This window comes from Mycobacterium gordonae, assembly GCF_017086405.1.
Classification (GTDB): domain Bacteria; phylum Actinomycetota; class Actinomycetes; order Mycobacteriales; family Mycobacteriaceae; genus Mycobacterium; species Mycobacterium gordonae_D.
Window position 1 is genome coordinate 5526161 of record NZ_CP070973.1, and the last position, 22251, is coordinate 5548411.

The window sequence follows — 22251 nt, forward strand, 5'->3', positions numbered from 1 at the left end:
CATTCAGCCCTCGGCGAGCAGCTGCTTCTTGAGCACCTTGCCCAGCGCGTTGCGGGGCAGCGACTCGACGAATCGCACCTCACGCGGTCGCTTGTGCACCGAAAGTTGTTGAGCCACATAGTTTATCAACTCATCCGAATCGGCGGAGCCGACCACGTACGCGACGATCCGCTGTCCCAGATCCTCGTCCGGCGGCCCGACCACCGCGACCTCCGCCACGCCCGGATGCCCGAGTAGCACCGTCTCGATCTCCCCCGCGCCGATCCGGTATCCGCCGGACTTAATCAGATCGACAGACTCGCGCCCGACGATCCGGTGCATACCGCCGCCGTCGACCACCGCGACGTCTCCGGTGCGGTACCAGCCATCAGGGTCGAATGCCTCGGCGGTGGCCTCGGGCCGGTTCAGGTAGCCGTCGAACATCGTCGGACCCCGAACAAGAAGCTTGCCGACTGTTTCGGCGTCATGCGCGACCGGCTCACCGTGGTCGTCGATCAACCGGGTCTGCACGCCGGGCAGGGGCAGACCCACCCAGCCGGGACGGCGTTCGCCGTCGGCGCGCGTCGACAACGTGATCAGCGACTCCGAAGCGCCGTAGCGTTCGATCGGCCGGTGGCCGGTCAACTGCTCGAGCCGCTCGAACACCGGCACCGGCAGCCCTGCGCTGCCGGACACCAACAAGCGAGCCGGGCGCAGCGCCTCGGCGGCCGCGGCGTCGTTCACCACCCGCGACCACACCGTCGGCACCCCGAAGTACAACGTCCCGCCCGCGCCGGCGTATCCGGCCGGCGTCGGCTTCCCGGTGTGCACGAAGCGATTTCCCACTCGCAGCGAGCCGAGCAGGCCGAGCACCAGACCGTGGATGTGATACAGCGGCAACCCGTGCACCAAAACGTCGTCCGGTGTCCACTGCCAAGCCTCGGCCAGCGCGTCAAGGTCGGCCGCGATGGCTCGCCGGCTGACCTGCACGCCCTTGGGCAATCCCGTGGTACCCGAGGTGTACACCACCATCGCCAACGAATCCGGCGCCGGTTCGGCGTAGCGGTGCCACGAGCGGGCGTGCAGCCGTACCGGAATGTGCGGCAGGCCTTCCGGATCGTCGGGCGTCGGACCCAGCCACGCCTGGGCCCCGGAATCAGTGAGCATGTGCCGGCGTTCAGCCACGCCGACATCAGCGGGCACCGGGACGACCGGCACCCCCGCGATCAGGCACCCGGTGATCGCCAGCACGGTCGACGCCGTGGGCGCGGCCAGCACCGCGACCCTGCTGGCGCCAGCCACCCGCTCTGCCACCGAAGTCGCGGCACCGACCAGGTCGCTACGGCTCAGTGTGCACCCGTCGATGCTGACCGCATCCGGGATGTCGGTGGCGGCAGCGGCCGAAGGATTCAGCGAGGTCAGCAACACCTTTGGGAGGTTACCCGTGCGGCGTCGGGAACAACGGGCGCAGTGCCGCCGGCGGCCGGAATGGAGCCCAGCTGTCGGCCGGCTGTGCGAGTCGATCCGCGATGGCCCAGATGGTCGCCGGGTGATGGCCGTAGCCGATGTGACTGCTGAGCACCGCGATGTTCTCCGCGCGCTCGGAAGTGGCGTCGATACACGTCTGCCATGCCACCATGCCGTCGTAGCGTGAGTAGATGGACGTCGCGGGCACCGCCAGCGGCTCGCTTTCCATCGACAGCGGCAACTCGTGCCGCTCGGCGTGCAGGCGCGCGAACAGGTTGAAGTGACGGGCGGCGCGGGACTGGCCCTCGTGCTGCATCCGGTACGGGCTGCCCAGGGTGATCACCTGCCGCACGGCCGCGGGATTGCGGCGAGCCAGCCGGCGCGCGAAGATGCCGCCCAGGCTCCAGCCGATCAGACTGACCGGGGCGTCATAGCGGGTGTGCATGTCGTCGAGAAGCGCGGCCATGCCCGCGACCACCTTGGTGGTCGGCCCGATGTTGACGCCGAGCCCCCACCCGTGCGCCCGATATCCGAGGCGGGTCAGCAGGCGGCGCAGTGTCCAGGTGGTGCTGTCGCCGGCGAGCAGACCGGGCAACACCAGCACCGGATGCCCGTCGCCGGTCGGGAGCTTGCGGCGCAGCGGCAGCGCGGCAACCAACTGGCCGTACTCGATGACGGCGCGCGGGACGTCGGTGAGCCAGAGTCCGACTCCGGGCGCAACCGCGGTGGCGTGGACCGGGAATACGGGACGGTCCATACCCGCTTCGGTGGCTTCGGCCAGCGTCATCACGCCTCCTCGTCCCAAACTTTCATCAGGGTGGCCAGGATCTCCTCGCCGCGGCCGAGCCCGGCGAGGTGGCTCTCACCCGGCAGGTGAAACAGCTCCGCGTGGGGCAGCCGGGACACGACGTGCTCCCCGTGCGAGAACGGAATGATGTGGTCGTGGTCGCCGTGCCACCAGCGGATCGGGACAGTCACCTCCTCGAGCCGGAATCCCCAGTCGCGGGCGAAGACGATCACGTCGTTGAACGGCGCGGCAAGCTGCTTGCGGCTGCCGTTGAGCAGATCGTCGAGGAACATCGCCTTGAACTCGGGCCGGGCGAGCAGATGACGGTCGGCTTCGGGTGAGAGCAGCGCGTAGACGTCCAGTGCCGGGGAGGCGATCGGACGGGCGGCCCGGATCATCAGGCTCGCGCCCAGCCGCAAAGGGGTGCCGCCGATCCGCAGCAATGGCGCGACGCGCAGCCCGAGGTTCATCAGGCCGCCGCTGATCGCGTCCGGTCCCTGGGTCGGCGCCACGCCACCGAGCACACCGGCCGCGACCACGCGATCGGCCAGCCCGGCCGCACAGGCGAGGGCGTACGGGCCCCCGCCGGACAGTCCGACGACGGCCATCTTGTCGATGCCCAGGGTGTCGGCGATGGCACGCAGGTCGTCGGCGAATGCTAAGACGGCCTCGTACTGATAGGGCGTCGACGAGCCGATGCCGGGCCGATCGACGCCGATCAGGCGAATGTCGTGGTGGTCGGCGTAGACACGGGCCTCGGTCGGGATCTGCCGGCGCGCCCCGGGGGTGCCGTGCAGCCAGAAAACCGCGCGTCCCTGCGGCGCGCCGAATTCGGCGAAGCCGATCTGCCGGTCTTCGCCGACGGCGATGCTTCCTTCGATCTTGGGACGGGCAATCGCGACAACCATGCCGTGCAGCTTGTCATGCGAAGGGGCCGCGACGCACTACTTTCCCGCCGTTTCAGAACGTGATATCCGATACATTCTCGCATCGGATAACGGAAAGGCGCAGTTCAGCGAGGTTCAGTCGTTGGCCAGATAGACGACGCGGTACCACCGCCGGGGCGGCTGCACGCTGATGTCGGATTCGTCGAGCGGGGTCGCCGCTGCCAGCCGGATGTCGGTCAGCTGGGGGTTGTGCATACGGATGTAGTCCTCGAGCTGGGCGTCCCGGGCGTCGTCGCCAAGGGCACTGTCCGCGATGGCTCTACCCTCGCACCTCTTCCACGTCACCCCGCAACGGTAGATCCTCAGCCGTGCAGCACCCGCTCCCCGATCACCCGTTGCTCACGCAGGACGGCCAGTTCGTCGTCGGACAGACCGAGGCCGCGCAGGATCTCGTCGTTGTGCTGGCCCAGGGTCGGCGCACCGGTGCGGTGGTGACTCGCCGGCCCGGGGGTGATGCGAAACGGCCAGCCGGGATACCGTCGCGGACCGGTGACCGGGTGGGTGAACTCTTCGTAGAATCGCCGCGCGCCGAGTTGGGCGAACTCGTACATGGCGTCGCCGGTGGCCACCTGTTCAGCCGGAACACCCTGCGCCCGTAGCTTTTCGACGGTAGCTGCGGCGCTCTGGGTGCGAGTCCAGCCCGCGACGAGTTCGTCGAACATGTCAGGGTCGAGCGCGCCCTGGTCGGGCACGGACACCGCAACCCAGACGTCCTCTTCGCTCGTCGGGTAGACGCCCTGCAGATACCCGCGGGCCCGGTTGCCCGAGCGGGGCGCAACGATACCGTTCATCGAGTATCCGATCACCGGTTCCGCGGTGAGGCAGGCGGCGACCTCGATCTGGGCGATCTCGACCAGCTGGCCCTCACCGGTGCGGCGCCGATGCTCCAATGCGGCCAGCAGTGCCACGGCGGCGTGCACGCCGACGACAGGATCGGCCGGACCCTGCAGGTTGCACGGCGGCCCCTCGGCGTAGCCGGTCGCAGCCGTCATTCCGGAGGTCTGTTCGATGTTGAGCGCCCAGCCGACGTAGTCGCGCCACGGACCTTCCAGCCCGAAACCAGGCATCCGCACCGCGATGACGTCCGGCTTGATCGCCACCAGCGACTCGTAGTCCAGACCGAATTGTTCGACCACGCGCGGGGAGAAGTTCTCCACGACGACGTCGGCGTCGGCGGCCAGTCGGCACGCGATCTCGCGTCCGCGCTGCGAGGTCAGGTCCAGCGTGAGGTCTTTCTTGTTGAGGTTCGTGGCCTGCCACAGGGCGCTGCGTTCGTACCAGTCCCGGCCTTCGAACGGGAAGGCGCCCGAATAGCGGTGCCCGTCGGGACGCTGAATGGACTCGACCTTGACGATGTCGGCGCCGAACGCCCCCAGATAGCAAGTGAGATACGCGCCGGCCCAGAAGGTGGACAAGTCCAGCACCCGCAGCCCGGCGAAAGGCATGCAACCCGGCACCGGTGACCAGGATGCGGCCCGAGTGGACCACTCGGTGCGCGTGCCGAGCCGTGGTGCCGGCCGCGGTGATGCCACGGGGGTTTTCGACAGCCGGAACGGCGCACCGGGACGCCGAAAGCCTGCAGTCTCGATGAAGAAGCCGCGCTTGGCGTACTGCGGGCATTCCAGCACGGTGGCACCATCGTTGACCGGTGCGGCCGGGATGCGCATCGCCTGGCAGAGTTCGACGGTGTCGGCGACGGAGCGCCCGGCCAGCAGCGGCTCCGCCCTGGCGAAGAACTCGGCGCGTTCGGGACCGCCGAGCATGATGGCGACCTGGTGCTCGCCGTACTCGGGCAATCCCAGCATGGCGCACACATCGAGCCAGTGCTGCCCGGTCAGGCAATTGATGCCCACCCAGCCGTCGGCCGCGGCCACCACGCCCAGCATCGGCGCCGACCGCACATTCGGCGGCAACCCGAGGCTGCGCATCCGCTCGGACATCAGCATCGGATACGGCAGCGTCGACAGCAGCGACTCGAACTCGGACACGTCGACCACGCGGCCCGTACCACCGAGCCGTAACGCCGTCAACGCCCCGAGCGCGGCGTAGGCTCCCGCGACGTACTCGGATATCCGGGCACCGGCCTGTACCGGCGGGCGCTGGGGATCCCGGGCGCTGATCCATCCCGACACCGCCTGCATGGTCAGCGGGGTAGCGGCACGGTCCCGCCACGGTCCCGCCTGGCCGAAGTGAGAAATACTGACCTGCAACGTTTTAGCAACCGCCGGAGTCAGTCCGAGGGCCCGCAGAGTTCCGGGCGGCAGGTTCTCGATCAGCAGATCCGCGCCGGCGATGAGCTCACGGGCAGCCGCCTGCCCGGTCGGTGCGTCGAAATCCACTGTCGCACCGCGCTTGCCGGCATTGAGATACTCGAACAGGCCACCCGGTTCACCGGGTACGTCGCCGGGGAGCGGCCCCCATCGCCGCAGCGGACCGCCCTCGGGCGGTTCGATCTTGATGACCTCGGCACCAAGATCGACGAGAAGCTTTGCGGCATAAGGACCGGAGATCTGGGTGGCGATTTCGACGACGTGGAGCCCCGTGAGGGGTCCGCTCACGCGGGAACCCCGATCGCCATCTGCTCCATGTACTGATAGACCCCGCCGATCCCGCCGCCCTCCCGGCCCAGACCGCTGAGTTTGAAGCCTCCGAAGGGGGCGGCGCCGGCCCCGCACCCGTTGATTGCGACCTGACCGGTCCGGATACGGCGGGCTACGCGCACCGCGCGATCCACGTCACCGCCCCACACCGACCCGGACAGGCCGTAGCGGGAGTTGTTGGCAATGGTGACCGCATCGTCGTCGTCGCGATAGCGCAGCACGCTCAGGACGGGTCCGAACACTTCCTCTTGGGCGATCGTGGAGTCCGGTTCCACGTCAGTGAGAATGGTCGGCTCGAAGTAGAAGCCGGTGTTCAATGCGGCAGGCCGACGGCCGCCGGTGGCCAGCCTGGCGCCCTCGTTCAGCGCCGCCGCGACGTGCGCCTCCACCCGGCCGCGTTGCGCATCGCTGATCAGCGGTCCCATCTGCACATCGAGATCGGTGGGATCGCCGACCTTCACGGCCCGCGCCAGCGTGACCAGCCGCTCGACCACGTCGTCGTACCGGCTATCGGGCAGCAACAGGCGGCTCTGCAGAACGCAGGCCTGCCCGGAATGCATTGAGCAACAGTCGAAGAGCATCTGTTGCAGCATGTCGTCGGTGACTTCGGCGTCATCGAGAACAATGCACGCCGATTTTCCGCCGAGCTCCAGCAGGAGCCGTTTCATCGTGTCCCCCGCGGCGGACATCACCTGGCGGCCGACGACGGTGCTGCCGGTGAAGCTAACCATGTCGATCCGCGGATCGGTGGTGAGCAGCTGGGCCCCCTCCATGCCCGACGGCGTGACGACATTGATGACCCCGGGCGGGAAATCGGTGTGCTCGTCGATGATTCGCGCGAGGGCGAGCCCGGCCAGCGGTGTCAGCGGCGATGGCTTGAGGACCACGGTGTTGCCCGCGGTCAGCGCGTGGTTCAGCTTCATCACGTTGAGCAGGTGGGGAAAATTCCACGGCGTCAGGACGGAGACCACGCCGAGAGGCACGTGCCGCAGCACCGTGGTGCCGGCGCCGATCCCGGTGACGGACTGATCGGCCAGTTGCTTGGCGAGCTGCGCGGCATGCATGGACATGAACGCGGCACCGTCGATCTGCATCATGCGCTCGTTCGCGGTGCAGCCCCACTCCACCTGGGCCAGCGCGAAAAAGTCATCGGCGTACTTGGCCAGTGCGTCGCCGAGCTGGCCCAGGCAGTTCCCGCGCTGCTCCGCGCTCATCGCGGCCCACGGTCCGTCGTCGAACGCCCGACGGGCGGCGGCCACCGCGTCGCTGACCTGCCCGACGCTCGCGTCCGGCGCGGTGGCGATGACCTGCTCGGTGGCCGGCGAGATGTCGTCGTAGCGACCCTCTTCGGGTTCCACCCAACGGCCGTCGATGTAGAGCTGGTATGTGTCGATCAGTCCGGTGGGCGGTAGTTCGGCCATCTGCTTCCTCACCCCAAAATGTCGGTCATCTATCAACCTGGTGTACACCCGTCGAGATCTGGGGTCAATCATCGCCCACGATGAATCACCCACTATTCCATTGCTTTGTCCTTGTGTTGACAGCGGTACACGACTCGGAGTAAACACGGTCCACAAGACACTTCATGGCAATGTGTCGGATCGCAGGGAGGCGTGCCGTGCTCACCGATGCTCCGCTACACTCCCCCGACTTCTATGCAGGCGACCCCTATCCGACCTATCGGGAGCTGCGCGCGACGTCTCCGGTGCACTGGAACGACGTCACCGGATTCTGGGCCCTGCTGAAATACGAAGACATCCGCTACGTCTCGAGCACCCCGGCGCTGTTCACCTCCACCAAAGGCATCTCGATACCGGATCCCCAGGTGCCTAATCCAGTGCAGGCGGGCAACCTCATCTTCACCGATCCGCCGCGGCACCGGCAGATGCGCAAGCTGATCAACGCGGGTTTCACCCGGCGTCGCGTCGCCGTGCTCGAGCCGAAGATCCGCGAGATCGTGCGCGGGATCCTCGACCAGGTGGAGCCCGGCTCGGTGCACGACTTCGCCGAGGAGCTCGCCGCCCCCTTGCCCACCCGGATGATTGCCGAACTGATCGGCGCCCCGGCGGAGGACTGGGAGCAATTCCGCGCCTGGTCGGACGCCGCCACCGGCACTGCCGATCCCGAGATCGAGCTCGACGCATTCGTAGCCATCGGACAGCTGTTCGAGTACTTCCAGAAGCTGATCGCCGTCCGGCGCGTCGAACCGCGCGACGACCTGCTCTCGGTGCTGTGCGCGGCGGAGATCGACGAGCACCGGCTGACCGACGAGGATCTGCTCAACTTCTCCTTCCTGCTGCTGGTCGCGGGAAACGAGACCACCCGCAACCTGATCGCGCTGGGCACCCTGGCCCTGATCGACCACCCCGATCAGTGCCAGTCACTGATGCAGAACCCGACCTCGATCCCGGGTGCCGTCGAGGAGATGCTGCGCTGGACCAGCCCGGTGGTCAGCATGTCGCGCGTGGCGACGGCCGATACCGAGATCCGCGGCCAACTGATCCGCGAGGGTGAGGTGGTCACCATGTTGTACGGCTCGGCCAACCGGGACGAGGACGTCTTCGGCGCTGATTCCGAGGAATTCCGCGTTACCCGACACCCCAATCCGCACATCGCGTTCGGGTGTGGCGAACATTCCTGCATCGGAGCGCAATTGGCGCGGTTGGAAGCGACGGTGTTCTTCGAGGAGTTGTTGCGCCGCTTTCCCCGGCTCGAACTCGTCGGACAGGTCGACCGGATGAAAGCCACCATGGTGCCCGGGGTGAAGCGGATGCCCGTGCGGCTTGGAGCCTGAGCCGGTGCACCTCGAATACAGCCCCGAACAGGAACGGCTGCGCGCCGAGATGCGCGCGACGCTGGAGCGGGTCATGACGCCCGAGCGCACGGCGGCGATCGGCGACAACATCGAGGGTGGTCCCGCGGTGCGGGACACCGTGCGCGCGCTGGCGCAGGCCGGCCTGCTCGGCGTCGGATGGCCCGAAGAATATGGCGGGCGGGGCTTTTCGGCGATCGAGCAGTTCATCTTCTCCGAGGAGGCCCGCCGGGTCGGCGCGCCGATCCCGTTGGTGACACTGAATACGGTGGGCCCGACGCTGATGCAGCAAGGTACCGAGGAGCAGCAGCAACGGTTCCTGCCGGCCATCCTGGACGGCAGCGTCGAATTCGCCATCGGCTATTCCGAACCTGGGGCGGGCAGCGATCTGGCGTCGATACGCACCACCGCGGTCCGCGACGGGGACGAGTACGTCATCAACGGCCAGAAGATGTTCACCAGCGGCGCAGCCTATGCCGACTACATCTGGCTGGCGGTCCGCACCGACCCGGATGCCAAGAAGCACAAAGGCATTTCGATCCTGATCGTGCCTACCTCGTCGCCCGGCTTCTCCTGGCAAACCCTGCACACCATGCCCGGCATATCCACCTTCTACACGTTCTACGACAACGTCCGGGTGCCGGTGAGCGCGCTGGTGGGCGAAGAGAACCGGGGCTGGCAGCTGATCACCACCCAGCTGAACTTCGAACGTGCCGCGCTGGGCAACCTCGGCGCGCTCGAGCCGCTGTTCGATAAAACCCTGCAGTGGGCCACCACCACCGAACTCGATGGGGGCCGGGTCATCGACCAGCCCTGGGTGCAACTCGCGCTGGCCCGGGTCGAAGCCCAGGTCGCCGCCTACAAACTCGTCAATCTGCGGGTGAACGCCGCGATGTCCAAAGGCATCCTGGACATGGGCGAAGCGTCCGCGGCCAAGGTATTCGGCACCGAACTCACCCAGCAGGTGGCCCGGCAGCTACTGGAGGTGTTGGACGGCAACGGGATACGCCGCGGCGCCCAGGCGCCGCTGCGGGGTGCACTGGAAACGGCGTACCGGCACGCGGTCATCAACACCTTCGGTGGCGGCGCCAACGAGATTCAGCGTGACATCATCGCCATGGCCGGCCTGGGCATGCCACGGGCACCGCGTGATCTGCGAGCAACCGAGAAGTCAGGAGGAGGATCTGCGTGACAGATGCTGAGCTGCTAGCCAAGGTACGGGCCTTGGTAGGCCAGCCCACCGGCGGAACCGGGAAGCCCCAGCTGGCACCCGATCCGGTCAATCAGCCGATGATCCGGCACTGGGCGCACGCGCTCGCCGATTTCAACCCGGTGTACCTCGACCCCGAATTCGCGGCGACGACACGGTTCGGCGGCATCGTGTCGCCACCGGTGATGTTGCAGACCTGGATCATGCCATCCCCGAAACTCGAAGGAATCGGTGAGCGGGGTGGCGCCCCGGTCGAAATCAAATCCAACCCAACGGCATTCCTGGACGAGGCCGGCTACACCAGCACGGTGGCCACTAACTCCGAGTTCGAGATCGAACGCTATCCCCGGTTGGGCGACGTGATCAGTTCGACGGCGGTCTACGAGTCGGTCTCCGACGAGAAGACGACCGCTCTGGGCACCGGATTCTTCCTGACCTGGTTGACCACCTATACCGATCAACACGGTGAAGTGCTGGGCCGCCAGCGATTCCGCGTCCTGCGCTTCAGGCCGGCCAACTGATGGCCACCCGGCTGCCGCCCACGATCAGCCCCGACAGCGAGTTCTTCTGGAACGGGTTGCGGGAGAACAAGTTGCTGATCCAGCGCTGCGGCGGCTGTGGTGAGCTGCGCCACCCGCCACGGCCGATGTGCCCGCACTGCCGCTCACTGGACTGGGACACGGTCGAGTCGACCGGTCGGGGCACGGTCTACAGCTTCGTGATGCCACACGAACCCCGGTTCCCGTTCTTCGACTACCCCTACGTCGTCGCACTGGTGGAACTCGAGGAAGGCATCCGGTTGGTCAGCAACCTGACCGACATCGACCCCGCCGATGTGACCGTCGGGATGCCCGTCGAGGTCTACTTCCAGAGCTTCAACGACGACCTGGTGCTGCATCAGTTCCGGCCGGGTAGCTGACCATGGACTTCACCTTCACCGACGAGCAGGAGACGATCGCCAAGCTCGCCCGCGAGCTGTTCGAGCGCCGCGCCACCCCGGCGCGACTCACCGAACTCGAATCCGCAGTCCGTTATGACGAGGCTCTGTGGACCGAGCTTGCCGCTGTCGACCTGCTCGGCACCGCACTGCCGGAATCGATGGGCGGTAACGGCGGCGGCTTCGTGGAGCTGGGCGTCTTGCTGGCCGAGGTGGGGTGGGCGGTGGCCCCGGTTCCGGCCTTCGCCACCTTGGTGCTCGGCGCAGATCCTATTGCCCGGCACGGTGATCCAGAACAACAGCAGCGCTACCTGCCCGGCGTCGTGTCCGGCGAGCGCATCCTCACCGCGGGGCTGGCCGAGCCGGGCCGCTCCGATCCCCGGTTTCCGAGCACGTCTGCCCGCCGCGACGGAAGGACCTGGCGCCTGGACGGTGTGAAGGAGCTCGTGCCGGCCGCGCAATTGGCCGACACCGTGCTGATTCCGGCTACGACGGACGACGGTGAGGTGGGGCTGTTCTTGCTGGCCGCCGATGCTCGCGGTGTCGAGGTGCGGCCCGTTCCGACCACCAACCGCGAACCGCACGCAGACGTATTCATCGACGGTGCAACGGTTTCCGATCAGGAACGGCTGGACGGTGACATCGAGTCGCTGCACACCCGCGCCCTGGTCGCGCTATGCGCCATTCAACTCGGCGTGGTCGACCGGGCCTTGCACATCGCGGCTGGCTATACCAGCGAGCGTGAACAGTTCGGCCGGGCGATCGGCAGCTTTCAGGCCGTGCAGCAGCGGATGGCCGACGCCTTCATCGACGTCGAAGCGATCCGGTGGACCACCTGGCATGCGGCCTGGCTGCTGGCCAACGGACGTCCGGCCGAGCGGGCAGCCCGCATCGCCAAATTCTGGGCCTGCGAAGCGGGGGCCCGCGTCGCCGCCACCGCCCAGCAGGTGCACGGCGGCATCGGGATCGACACGACTTATCCGCTGCACCGCTATTTTCTGTGGGCCAAGCACAACGAACTGACCCTGGGCCCGGCGTCTCAACAACTTGCCCAACTCGGCGCAACATATGGCGCGAGGTATTCGGAAGGACCCGCATGACCACCACCGACAGCCGCACCACCACCCTGAGATGGCAGGACATCTCCGAGGGCGACGAAGTCACCCCGCTCGAAATCCCGATCACCACAACGATGATCGTCGCCGGCGCGATCGCCTCGCGCGACTTCATGCCCGTGCACCACGACCGCGATTACGCCAACAAGCAGGGCTCGCCCAACCTGTTCATGAATATCCTGACCAGCAACGGCTACTGCGTGCGCTTCCTCACCGACTGGGCCGGGCCTGAGACGATGATCAAGAAACTGTCGATTCGCCTTGGTGTGCCGTGTTTTCCGGACGACCCGCTGCGCTTCACGGGCACGGTGACCGGCAAGACCGAAGGCAGCTCGGCCGATCTAGCAGGCGAGAACTTCGTCGAAGTGACGTTCCGGGCCGCCAACAGCCTCGGCGACCATGTCTCCGGCACCGCGGTGCTGAGCCTGCTGGACGGGGCCGCGCGATGAGCAGCACCCTGCCAGGTGCTGCGGCCATCGTGGGAATCGGCCAAACCGAGTTCTCCAAGGAATCCGGGCGCAGCGAACTGCAATTGGCGTGTGAGGCGGTCAGCGCCGCGCTTGACGACGCCGGGTTGGCGCCCGGCGATGTCGACGGCATGGTCACGTTCACGATGGATTCCAGCGACGAGATCGAGATCGCCCGCAACGTGGGCATCGGTGACCTGAGCTTTTTCAGCCGGGTTCACCACGGCGGTGGTGCGGCGGCGGGCACCGTCGTGCATGCCGCGATGGCCGTCGCCACCGGAGTGGCCGACGTGGTGGTGTGCTGGCGTGCCTTCAACGAGCGCTCTGGGTTCCGCTTCGGCGGCAGCGGACGCACCGACCTGGGGATGCCGCTGTTCATGGCGCACTATGCGCCGTTCGGCTTGCTCACCCCCGCGGCGTGGGTGGCCATGCACGCGCAGCGGTACATGTCGACCTACGGGGTCACCAACGAAGACTTCGGCCGTATCGCCGTCGTCGACCGCGCCCACGCGGCCCGCAATCCCGACGCCTGGTTCTACGAGCGTCCGATCGCGCTGGAGGACCACCAGAATTCGCGGTGGATCATCGAACCGGTGCTGCGACTGCTGGATTGCTGCCAGGAGAGCGACGGCGGTGTCGCGCTGGTGATCACCAGCGCCGAACGCGCGCGCGACCTGCGTCAGCCGCCGGCCATTATCACCGCGGCGGCCCAAGGCGCGGCCGCCAACGGCGAGATGATGACGAGTTACTACCGCGACGACATCACCGGGTTACCCGAGATGGGTGTCGTCGCCGACCGGCTGTGGCGGGATTCCGGCCTCAAGCCCGCCGACATCCAAACCGCGTTCATCTACGACCATTTCACCCCGTTCGTATTCACCCAGCTGGAAGAGCTGGGCTTCTGCGGCCGGGGCGAGGCGAAGGATTTCGCCACCATCGAACGGCTCTCGCTGGGCGGCGACTTCCCGATCAACACCAACGGCGGGCTGCTCGGCGAGGCGTACATCCACGGCATGAACGGCATCACCGAGGGCGTCCGTCAGATCCGGGGAACCTCCTACAACCAGGTGCAGCACGTCGAGCACGTTCTGGTCACCTCGGGTACCGGGGTGCCCACCAGCGGCCTGATTCTCGCCGGCGCCGGCTAGGTGGGGTCATGACCCAGGCATCTGCGTCGACCGACACGCGCGAACTCATCCTGGACTCCGCCTATGCGTGTTTTCGCAAACACGGGCTGCTGAAGACGACGATCGTGGACATCGCGCGGGCGGCCAACGTCTCCCGCAGCACGATCTACGAGTACTTCCGCGACAAGGGCGCCATCCTTGAAGCCTGTGCCGAGCACGCCTCCGAGCAGTTCTACCGCGAGATGTCACGCGCCATGGACCGCGGCGGCTCACTGGAGGAAAAGCTCTCCAACGCAGCGGTTTTCGTCACGCAGGCGCGGCGCGCCATCGCCTCCGAGGAGTACTTCGACCAAGACGCGATCAGTCTGCTGCTCACCAAGGACGCCGCGGTGCTGCTGCGCGAATGCATCGACTTCTTCGCGCCCTACCTCTCGGCTGCCAAGCTCACCGGCGAGGTCCGCAAAGACCTCGATGTGCAGGCGGCCGGCGAGTGGTTCGCACGCATTCTGTTCTCGCTATTCAGCACGGCGTCGCCGATTCGGGACATGGACGACCCTGCCGTCGTCGCTGAGTTCGTCGGCGCGCATGTGGTGCGCGGCTTCGCCAACGACTCCTCGCGACCGGGCCGCGGCGCCTCACGTACGCGCTGACAGCGCCCGCACGAAGAACGCGAGATTCGCCGGCCGCTCGGCCAGTCGGCGCATGAAATAGCCGTACCACTGGGTGCCGAACGGCACGTAGACCCGAACCGCGTTGCCCGTCGCCGCCAGCCGCCGCTGTTCGGCGTCGCGGATCCCGTAGAGCATCTGGTATTCGTAAGCATCGCAGCCGAATTCGCTCGCCAGGGCAGGTACCGCTGCGATGATCGCCGGGTCGTGTGAGGCCACCATCGGGTATCCACCGCCGGCGAAGAGCACCCGCAGGCAGCGCAGATACGAGTCGGTAACGTCGGCGGTGTCCCGGTAAGCCACGGAAGCGGGCTCGTCGTAGGCGCCCTTGCACAGTCGGACCCGTGCTCCCTGAGACGCCAGCTCGGCGCAGTCACCGTGCGTACGGCGTAGGTAGGCCTGCAGAACCGTTCCGAGCCAGGGGAAATCGACCCGCAGGTCCCCGGATATCGACAACGTCGAATCGGTGGTGGTGTGGTCCTCGGCGTCCACCGTCACCCAGGCGCCGATCGCCTGCGCCCGCTCGCAGATGGTGCGGGCGTTCTCCAGCGCGACCTTCTGACCGTCGCGATCCAGCGCCTGACCCAGCGCCGACAGTTTGACCGACACCTCCAGCGGCCGAACCCCGTCGAAGGCGCAGTCGTCGCGGCGTCCCAGCGCATCGAGCAGACCGAGGTAGGCCCGCACCGTATCCGCCGCGTCGTCTGCGTCGGTGACATTCTCGCCCAGGTAGTCGCTGCTAATATAGCGCCCGGAATCACGCAGCGCCACAACGACTTCCACAACTTCATCGAGGCTGTCCCCTGGTACGAACCTGCGCACCACCCGGCGGGTCAGCGCCGAGCGATCCGCGGCGCGGCGCAATCGCTCGACCCGACTGGCCGCCAGCAGTGCCGGACGCAGGGTGTGCGCGAACAACCCGGCCATCAGTGCACCGCCATGTGCGGGTAGGTGTGGTCGGTGGCCGGGACGAACGTCTCCTTGAGGGTTCGCGCCGACGTCCAGCGCAGCAGGTTCAGCGGTGAGCCGGCCTTGTCATTGGTGCCGGATCCGCGCGATCCGCCGAACGGCTGGCGTCCCACGACGGCTCCGGTCGGCTTGTCGTTGACGTAGAAGTTGCCGGCGGCGAAGCGTAACCGTTCCTGTGCGGTCAGCACGGCCTGGCGTTCGTCGGCTATCACCGCTCCGGTCAACGCATATCGCGAGCCCGTGTCGATCACGTCGAGGATCCGGTCGTACTGGTCATCGGGATAGACGTGCACCGACAGCAGCGGCCCGAAGTATTCGGTGGCAAACGCCTCGTCGGTCGGGTCGTCGGACAGCAGCACGGTGGGGCGCACGAAATAGCCTTCGCTGTCGTCGTATTCGCCGCCGACGGCGATGGTGACGCCGTCCGCGCCCTTGGCCCTCTCGATGGCGTCGACGTTCTTGGTGAAGGCGCGCCGGTCGATCACGGCGCCACCGAAGTTGGAAAGATCGGTGATGTCTCCGTAGCGCAACGTGCCTACGGTGTCCAGAAAGTCGTCGCCCATCCGCTGCCACACCGAATGGGCGATGAACGCCCGCGACGCCGCAGAACACTTCTGGCCCTGGTAATCGAAGGCACCCCGAATCAGCGCGGTGCTCAACACATCCGGGCGCGCCGACGCGTGCGCGAGCACAAAGTCCTTGCCGCCCGTCTCCCCCACCAGCCGCGGATAACTCTGATAGCCGGCGATATTGGCGCCCACTTGCTGCCACAAGTGCTGGAATGTCGCCGTCGATCCGGTGAAGTGAATGCCGGCCAACCGCGGATCACGCAGCGCCACATCCGATACCGCCAGACCGTCCCCGGTCACCAGGTTGACCACACCGGGCGGCAGGCCGGCCGCCTCGAGCAGCTGCATGGTGAGGTAGGCCGACAGCGTCTGCGTGATCGACGGCTTCCACACCACGGTGTTGCCCATCAGGGCCGGCGCCGTCGGCAGATTGGCCGCGATGGACGTGAAGTTGAACGGGGTGATCGCGTAGACGAAGCCGTCCAACGGGCGGTAGTCACTGCGGTTCCACTCCCCCGGACCGCTGATCGGCTGCTGCGCCAGGATCTGGCGGGCAAACGCGACATTGAACCGCCAGAAGTCGATCTGCTCGCACGGCGCGTCGATTTCTGCTTGATACGCCGACTTGGACTGGCCCAACATGGTGGCGGCCGCAATCTTTTCCCGCCAGGGCCCGGCCAGCAGGTCGGCCGCCCGCAGGAAGACCGCGGCGCGCTCGTCGAACGGTGTGGTGGCCCACGAAGCCTTGGCGGCAGTGGCCGCCTCGACCGCGGCTGATGCGTCCCGATGCGTGGCGTTGGTCAGCGTGCCCAACCTCGCGGCATGCCGATGCGGCGCAACCACGTCGATGTGCTCACCATCGCCCATGCGGTGTTTGCCGGCGATCACGTGCGGTAGGTCGACCGGGCGGTCGGCCAGGGCTGTCAGTGCCGCACGCAGCCGCGTGCGTTCGGGTGACTGCGGAGCGTAGTCGTGCACCGGCTCATTTGCCGGCATCGGCACCTGGGTGATCGCGTCCATTTCGTCAGGATGCCCGCCGAGACAGGCCCATCGGTTGGCCGATCAGACAAGATCGCAGCTTTTGACTAGTAGAATCCGACAACATGGCGGGCGTCGGTCTGGGGCAGTTGCTGCTCGCACTGGACGCGACCATGGTCGCCCTGGTTCAGGCTCCCCGCGGTCTGGATCTGCCCGTGGGCTCGGCAGCCTTGATCGACCCCGACGATGTGCGCCTGGGTCTGGCACGTGCTGCCGGCTCGGCCGACGTGTTCTTCTTCGTCGGGGTCGGCGACGACGACGCGGCGCGCTGGATCGGTAAGCAGGTCAACCACCCGGTGGCGGTGTTCGTCAAGGAGCCGTCGGATGCGCTCGTCAGCAAGGCGGTGCGAGCCGGTGCCGCGGTGGTTGCCGTCGAGCCACAGGCACGCTGGGAACGGGTCTATCAACTGGTCAACCACGTCCTGGAGCACCACGGGGACCGCGCCGATCCACTGGAAGACTCGGGCACCGACCTGTTCGGCCTGGCCCAGTCCCTGGCCGACCGCATCCACGGCATGGTCAGCATCGAAGACGCCCAGTCACACGTGCTGGCCTACTCGGCCTCCAGCGACGACGCCGACGAGTTGCGGCGCCTGTCCATCCTGGGTCGTGCCGGTCCGCCCGAGCACCTGCAGTGGATCGGCCAGTGGGGCATCTTCGACGCGCTCCGGGCGGGCGGTGACGTGGTGCGGGTCGACGAGCGACCCGAGTTGGGGCTTCGCCCGCGGCTGGCGGTCGGCATCCATCACACTCGGCCGCCGACGTTCGCCGGCACCATCTGGGTGCAACAGGGTTCGCAACCCCTGGCCGACGACGCCGAGGAGATGCTGCGGGGAGCCGCGATATTGGCCGCCAGGATCATGGCCCGGCTGGCGGCGCGGCCATCGCCGCATGTCCGACAGGTCCAGCACCTTCTCGGACTGGACCAGGGCGAGCCTGGCGACGTCGCAGCCATCGCGGGTGAGCTCGGGCTGCCGGTCGACGGGACCGGCGCGGTGATCGGTTGGGACACCATCGCCGGAACAACACGCCCGAGCCGTCTTGCCGATGTTGTGGCATTGAGCGCCAGCGCTTTTCGATATGACGCGCAGGTGGCGTCGAACGGTTCACGTATCTACGCGTTGTTTCCGCGGATCTCGAAGACCCGGTCGGTCGCCTCCTGGGTGCGCGGCACGATCGGCGCGCTACGGACGGAGTTGAACGTCGAGTTGCGGGCTGCCATCGCCGCGCCGGTCAACGGTCTGGCCGCCGTGGCGGCGGCTCGCATCGAGGTGGACCGGGTGCTGGACAGCGCCGAACGCCATCCGGTCTCGTTCGGCCGGGTGACGTCACTCGCCGAAGCGCGCACCGCGGTGCTGCTCGACGAGATCGTCACCCTCGTCGGGGCCGACGAGCGGTTGATCGATCCACGGTTACGCGAGCTGCACGCACGGGATCCGCTGTTGACCGAGACGCTCCGGGCCTATCTGGACTGCTTCGGCGACGTGGCCGCCGCAGCGGGCTGGCTGCAGGTGCACCCCAACACCATCCGCTACCGGGTGCGCCGCATCGAGAAGCTGTTGACCACTTCGTTGACGGATCCCGATGTGCGACTTCTCTTTTCGCTTGGGCTGCGAGCCACCGAGCGGCCGGCTTAGCGCCGGGCGCCGGAGGTTTGGCCACAACCGGGATTGCGCAGAGTAGAGTTTGTGGCGCTCAACGCGAGCACTGGTTGCGAGCCGTGGAGGTAGCCGTGACGGAACAACCGCCCAATTTTCCGCCACCGAACTATCCACCACCGTCCCCCGGCGGGTACGGCTATCCGCCCCCGAACCACCCGGCGTCCCCCGGCGGGTACGGCTATCCGCCGATGTATTCGACACCCAGGACGAATGCACTGGCCATCGCATCGCTCGTCGCCGCGATAGCAGGGATCTTCACGTGCGGAATCGGGAACATTCTCGGGCTGATCTTCGGTGTGGTCGGGCTGGGTCAGATCAAACGCACCGGCGAAGGCGGCCGCGGTCTGGCGATAGCGGGAATCGTGATCAGTGGCCTCACATTCGCATTCCTGTTGGCCGCCATCATCTTTGGGTCGATCCACCGGCACGACCACGAAGAAGACAACTACAGTTCTCAGGGCACCTCGATCAGCGCGCAGGCTTGACCGCAACCATCCTCCGACGACGACACCCGGTTGCAACCCTTCCTCGCCAGTGAGCGTCGATCACTCCGGCCCTACACCTGTGACCACCTCCCCATCGGCCCTGAGATTCTCGGGCGAGATGCCTGACAGGCCCCCGGCGGACACCCGGAACTGACTTGACGACCAGCGCACACCCCGTGCTGAGGCATCGGACAGGTCACTACTTGCACTTTCCAACAGCGTCCTTGCAATTCAGGCACTGGGCACCGCGGCGCCGGAAGGCACCCGGACGATCGCGCGCACCTCGACACTCGGAAAGTCGAGCGACAGCCTCATTTTTCCCTATGACAACAGCGCCCTAAGATTGAAGAACCCCGTCAGATCGGAGCCGGTATTGAAGAAGCCCGAAGTCACCCCGCTGAAGAGGGGTCGAATGGAGCTCGGGACTCCCGTATTACCGAATCCGGAGATCAAGCCGGAACTATTCAAGCCGCCGGTCGCCGAATTGTTGAAGCCCGACATCCGCCCGTTGTTGTAATAACTTCCCGACGCCGTATTATTGAAGCCAGAGATGTACCCGTTGCTAGTGCTGCTCGTGCCGCCTGAAGCGGAATTGTTGAAACCGGAAATCAACAAGCCGGTATCCGTCGTTTCACCGAACCCTGTGTTCACATTTCCCGAATTCCAAAACCCAGTGTTCGCGTCGCCCGAATTCGCGTTGCCAGTGTTGTAGCCACCCGCATTCCACAGACCAGTGTTCACCGAGCCCGCGTTCCCAAAGCCGGTGTTGTAGAGACCACCATTGCCGAAACCGGTGTTGCCCGAACCGCCGTTACCGAAGCCCGTACTGCCGCCTGCATTGCCAACGCCAAAGCTTCGAGTGCCCGCGTTACCGATGCCAATGCTGTTAAGGTGGCCCGGCTGCAACGCGTTGCTGCCGGTGTTGAAGACGCCCACATTGCCGTCGCCGGAGTTGAAAAATCCAATGTTGTTGGCACCGGAATTTCCTATGCCAATGTTGCCAGTACCGGAGTTCAACAATCCGGCGAGGTTGATACCCATCTGATTGTCTCCGGTAAGGCCAATCCCGATATTGTTGTTCCCGGTGTTTCCGAAGCCAAAGTTGTTGCTGCCCGTGTTGCCCGCACCGATGTTGGAGTTGCCGAAATTACCGCCGCCCGTATTTGCGTTACCGCGATTTCCGAAGCCGAAGTTGCGATCGCCGAAGTTCCCCATACCAACGTTGTAGCCTGAGTTAGGGCCACCAAACGTACTCCCCCTATTTCCCCAGCCAATATTCCCGCTCTCCCGGTTTCCGCTGCCGATATTGTTGGAGCCGAAGTTTCCGCTGCCGACGTTGCTGTCGCCGTCGTTCCCAAGACCGATGTTGGAGCTGCCGCGATTCCCGCTGCCGAAGTTGTCGTTGCCGGTGTTGCCGTTGCCCAGGTTGCCGTTGCCTTTATTGCCAATACCCAAGTCGGGCAAGGCTTGCAAGAACTGCCGCAGATTTTCCGGCAGGGAACCCAGTTCTGCAGCAGCCGCCGAGACTCCGGCGTGATAGCCACTCATGGCCGCCACGTCGACGGCCCACATCTGCTCATATCCACTCTCGGCGGCCATGATCGCCGGCGCGTTGAGCCCCAACCAGTTGGTTCGCACCAGCTGCACGAACGCCTGGCGGTTGGCTTCGACAGCCAATGGATCCACCATGGACGCCTTTGCAGCCTCGAACACACTTGCCACTGTCCCGGCGTTAGCAGCCGCAGTCGCGGCCTCCGTGGCGGCGGCGTCCAGGAATCCCGCGTAGGGGGCCGCCGCCGCTGCCATCGCCGCCGATGCCGAGCCCTGCCAGGCCTGGCTGGTCAGGGCTGAAGTAGTAGACATAAAAGACGATCCGGCCGCCGACAGCTCGCGAGACAGACCGTCCCATGCCGCCGCCGCCTCGAGCATGGGGGCCGGACCGGCACCACTGAACATCAGTAACGAGTTGATTTCCGGCGGCAACACCGCAAAGTTCGCCATAGCCTCTTCCTGTCTGATCCGTCGGCTCGGTGAGCACCCGGCCGAACCAACTGAATTTTTCGTCAAGACTGTATCTCGGATCCAGGATGTTGGTGAGGTTTTCTTCAAAAAGTTCCGGGCTCCTTTTCTCAGCAGTGTGACGAGCGTTCGCGTCCACCTCGCGTCAGGCGCAGATCGGCCTTCGTCCGGAGCGCGAATGGACCGCTGGCCTGCGGCTGGGCCGTGCAGGGTTGCGCGCTTTCACCATCTCCGGCGCCTTCTGGATGTGCGCGGGTTCGCCCTACTGGCCGGTGGCGCCGAGGGCAAACGCAGCCGCTAGGGGATAGCGCGCAACTGCCTCGCCGCTCCCGGCGTATGACCTTTCGCCCACCTGAACACCCCGTTGACGGTCTGGCCAGTCGCCCAAGCGCCACCGGCGCGGAACCAGCAGCCTCCTCATGGGGCGGTATTCGTTGCGCCGCAATGGTTACCCTCACCGTGAAGGTAACCGCAAGTGTTGCACCGCATTTGCGTGCGTGCGGTTAGGCTTCGTTGGTGGCCGATCATCCGTCGTCGTATCTGGTGCTGGCATCCCAGCGCAGCGGCAGCACGCTCCTGGTGGAATCGCTGCGCGCGACCGGTGTGGCCGGCGAGCCTCAGGAGTTCTTTCAGTACCTGCCTACCACCAGTCAGTCCCCGCAGCCCCGCGAGTGGTTCGCCGGGGTCGAGGATGAATCGATCCTGAATCTGCTGGACCCGTTGGACGAAGGCAAGCCCGACCTGGCACCGGCCGAGATCTGGCGTGACTACATCCGTACCGTCGGTCGCACCCCCAACGGCGTGTGGGGCGGAAAGCTGATGTGGAATCAAACGCCGCTGCTGTTGGACCGGGTGGCGGGCCTGCAGGAGCGATCCGGCGAGGGACTGTCGGCCGCGATCCGAGACGTGGTCGGCGAAGATCCGTTACTCATTCACATCCACCGGCCCGATGTCATCTCGCAGGCCGTGTCGTTCTGGCGAGCGGTGCAGACCCGGGTATGGCGGGGCAGGCCGGACCCGGTGCGCGACGCCAGGGCCACCTATCACGCCGGCGCGATCGCGTACGTGGTCAGGATGCTGCAGGAGCAGGAGGCTGGCTGGCAGGCCTGGTTCGCCGAAGAGAACGTGAAGCCCATCGAGATCTCCTATCCCGTGTTGTGGCGCAATCTGACCGAAGTGGTCGGTGACATCCTCGAGCGGCTCGGCCTGGACCGGCGCCTGGCCCCTGAGCCGGTGCTGCAACGTCAGGCCGACCAGCGCTCCGACGAGTGGGTGGACCGCTACCGGGAGGATGCCGAAAGAGAGGGGCTGCCAACATGAACCGAGCCGGCGACGATGCAGAACGAAGTGATGAGGAGGAGCGGCTCCCATGAACCGAGCCGGCGACGATGCAG

General features: G+C 66.4%; 20 protein-coding genes. 11 read left to right on the forward strand and 9 right to left on the reverse strand.

Annotated elements, in window-relative coordinates:
* Positions 1-3 precede the first annotated feature (3 nt).
* The 6 genes from JX552_RS23465 to JX552_RS23490 form a co-directional block, all read right to left on the reverse strand.
* Positions 4-1407, reverse strand: a complete 1404-nt coding sequence (locus tag JX552_RS23465) for an acyl-CoA synthetase (RefSeq protein WP_205874235.1) — start codon at positions 1405-1407, stop codon at positions 4-6.
* A gap of 10 nt (positions 1408-1417) precedes the next feature.
* The gene (locus JX552_RS23470; protein ID WP_205878641.1) at positions 1418-2203 is read right to left on the reverse strand and encodes an alpha/beta hydrolase; all 786 of its coding nucleotides are present in this window, start codon (positions 2201-2203) and stop codon (positions 1418-1420) included.
* A gap of 29 nt (positions 2204-2232) precedes the next feature.
* The gene (locus JX552_RS23475; protein WP_205874236.1) at positions 2233-3141 is read right to left on the reverse strand and encodes an alpha/beta fold hydrolase; all 909 of its coding nucleotides are present in this window, start codon (positions 3139-3141) and stop codon (positions 2233-2235) included.
* 114 nt (positions 3142-3255) lie between these two features.
* Entirely contained in the window at positions 3256-3465 is a 210-nt protein-coding gene (locus JX552_RS23480; protein ID WP_205874237.1) for a hypothetical protein, read from the reverse strand.
* A 17-nt stretch (positions 3466-3482) separates the two neighbouring features.
* Entirely contained in the window at positions 3483-5738 is a 2256-nt protein-coding gene (locus tag JX552_RS23485) for a CaiB/BaiF CoA transferase family protein (RefSeq protein ID WP_205874238.1), read from the reverse strand.
* Positions 5735-7201, reverse strand: a complete 1467-nt coding sequence (locus tag JX552_RS23490) for an aldehyde dehydrogenase family protein (protein WP_205874239.1) — start codon at positions 7199-7201, stop codon at positions 5735-5737. The genes JX552_RS23485 and JX552_RS23490 overlap by 4 nt, the downstream gene beginning before the upstream one ends.
* A 170-nt stretch (positions 7202-7371) precedes the next feature.
* Here JX552_RS23490 and JX552_RS23495 point away from each other — a divergent pair, with 170 nt between their 5' ends.
* The 8 genes from JX552_RS23495 to JX552_RS23530 are packed head-to-tail and all read left to right on the forward strand — an operon-like array spanning position 7372 to position 14098.
* Positions 7372-8574: a cytochrome P450 gene (locus tag JX552_RS23495; protein ID WP_205874240.1), complete on the forward strand. Its 1203-nt coding sequence runs from the start codon at positions 7372-7374 to the stop codon at positions 8572-8574.
* A 4-nt stretch (positions 8575-8578) separates the two neighbouring features.
* Positions 8579-9784 (forward strand): acyl-CoA dehydrogenase family protein, encoded by a 1206-nt coding sequence (locus tag JX552_RS23500; protein ID WP_205874241.1) that lies wholly within the window; start codon positions 8579-8581, stop codon positions 9782-9784.
* Positions 9781-10323, forward strand: coding sequence for an FAS1-like dehydratase domain-containing protein (locus JX552_RS23505; protein ID WP_205874242.1), 543 nt, complete (start codon positions 9781-9783; stop codon positions 10321-10323). Before JX552_RS23500 ends, JX552_RS23505 begins: the two co-directional genes overlap by 4 nt.
* A complete protein-coding gene (locus JX552_RS23510) occupies positions 10323-10721 on the forward strand; it encodes a Zn-ribbon domain-containing OB-fold protein (protein WP_205874243.1) in 399 nt (132 codons plus the stop codon). Before JX552_RS23505 ends, JX552_RS23510 begins: the two co-directional genes overlap by 1 nt.
* A gap of 2 nt (positions 10722-10723) precedes the next feature.
* Entirely contained in the window at positions 10724-11839 is a 1116-nt protein-coding gene (locus JX552_RS23515) for an acyl-CoA dehydrogenase family protein (protein WP_205874244.1), read from the forward strand.
* The gene (locus tag JX552_RS23520) at positions 11836-12303 is read left to right on the forward strand and encodes a MaoC family dehydratase (protein ID WP_205874245.1); all 468 of its coding nucleotides are present in this window, start codon (positions 11836-11838) and stop codon (positions 12301-12303) included. The genes JX552_RS23515 and JX552_RS23520 overlap by 4 nt, the downstream gene beginning before the upstream one ends.
* Complete coding sequence (locus JX552_RS23525) at positions 12300-13469, forward strand: lipid-transfer protein (protein ID WP_205874246.1); 1170 nt, start codon at positions 12300-12302, stop codon at positions 13467-13469. Before JX552_RS23520 ends, JX552_RS23525 begins: the two co-directional genes overlap by 4 nt.
* An 8-nt stretch (positions 13470-13477) precedes the next feature.
* Complete coding sequence (locus JX552_RS23530; RefSeq protein WP_205874247.1) at positions 13478-14098, forward strand: TetR/AcrR family transcriptional regulator; 621 nt, start codon at positions 13478-13480, stop codon at positions 14096-14098.
* Here JX552_RS23530 and JX552_RS23535 read toward each other — a convergent pair.
* Complete coding sequence (locus JX552_RS23535) at positions 14084-15043, reverse strand: proline dehydrogenase family protein (protein WP_205874248.1); 960 nt, start codon at positions 15041-15043, stop codon at positions 14084-14086. The two genes, JX552_RS23530 and JX552_RS23535, sit on opposite strands and share 15 nt — an antisense overlap.
* Positions 15043-16674, reverse strand: a complete 1632-nt coding sequence (gene pruA, locus JX552_RS23540; RefSeq protein WP_205874249.1) for an L-glutamate gamma-semialdehyde dehydrogenase — start codon at positions 16672-16674, stop codon at positions 15043-15045. The genes JX552_RS23535 and pruA overlap by 1 nt, the downstream gene beginning before the upstream one ends.
* A gap of 83 nt (positions 16675-16757) precedes the next feature.
* Here pruA and JX552_RS23545 point away from each other — a divergent pair, with 83 nt between their 5' ends.
* Together JX552_RS23545 and JX552_RS23550 are read left to right on the forward strand one after the other, a co-directional pair.
* On the forward strand, positions 16758-18329 hold the full coding sequence (locus JX552_RS23545; RefSeq protein ID WP_205874250.1) for a PucR family transcriptional regulator: 1572 nt from the start codon (positions 16758-16760) through the stop codon (positions 18327-18329).
* A 95-nt stretch (positions 18330-18424) separates the two neighbouring features.
* Entirely contained in the window at positions 18425-18838 is a 414-nt protein-coding gene (locus JX552_RS23550) for a DUF4190 domain-containing protein (RefSeq protein ID WP_241010692.1), read from the forward strand.
* A gap of 321 nt (positions 18839-19159) precedes the next feature.
* On the opposite strand, the gene JX552_RS23555 is transcribed toward JX552_RS23550, so the two are convergent.
* Positions 19160-20839, reverse strand: a complete 1680-nt coding sequence (locus JX552_RS23555) for a PPE family protein (RefSeq protein WP_205874252.1) — start codon at positions 20837-20839, stop codon at positions 19160-19162.
* 534 nt (positions 20840-21373) lie between these two features.
* Between JX552_RS23555 and stf0 the strand changes: the two genes are divergently transcribed.
* A complete protein-coding gene (stf0, locus tag JX552_RS23560; RefSeq protein WP_205874253.1) occupies positions 21374-22177 on the forward strand; it encodes a trehalose 2-sulfotransferase in 804 nt (267 codons plus the stop codon).
* The last annotated feature ends 74 nt before the right edge of the window (positions 22178-22251 follow it).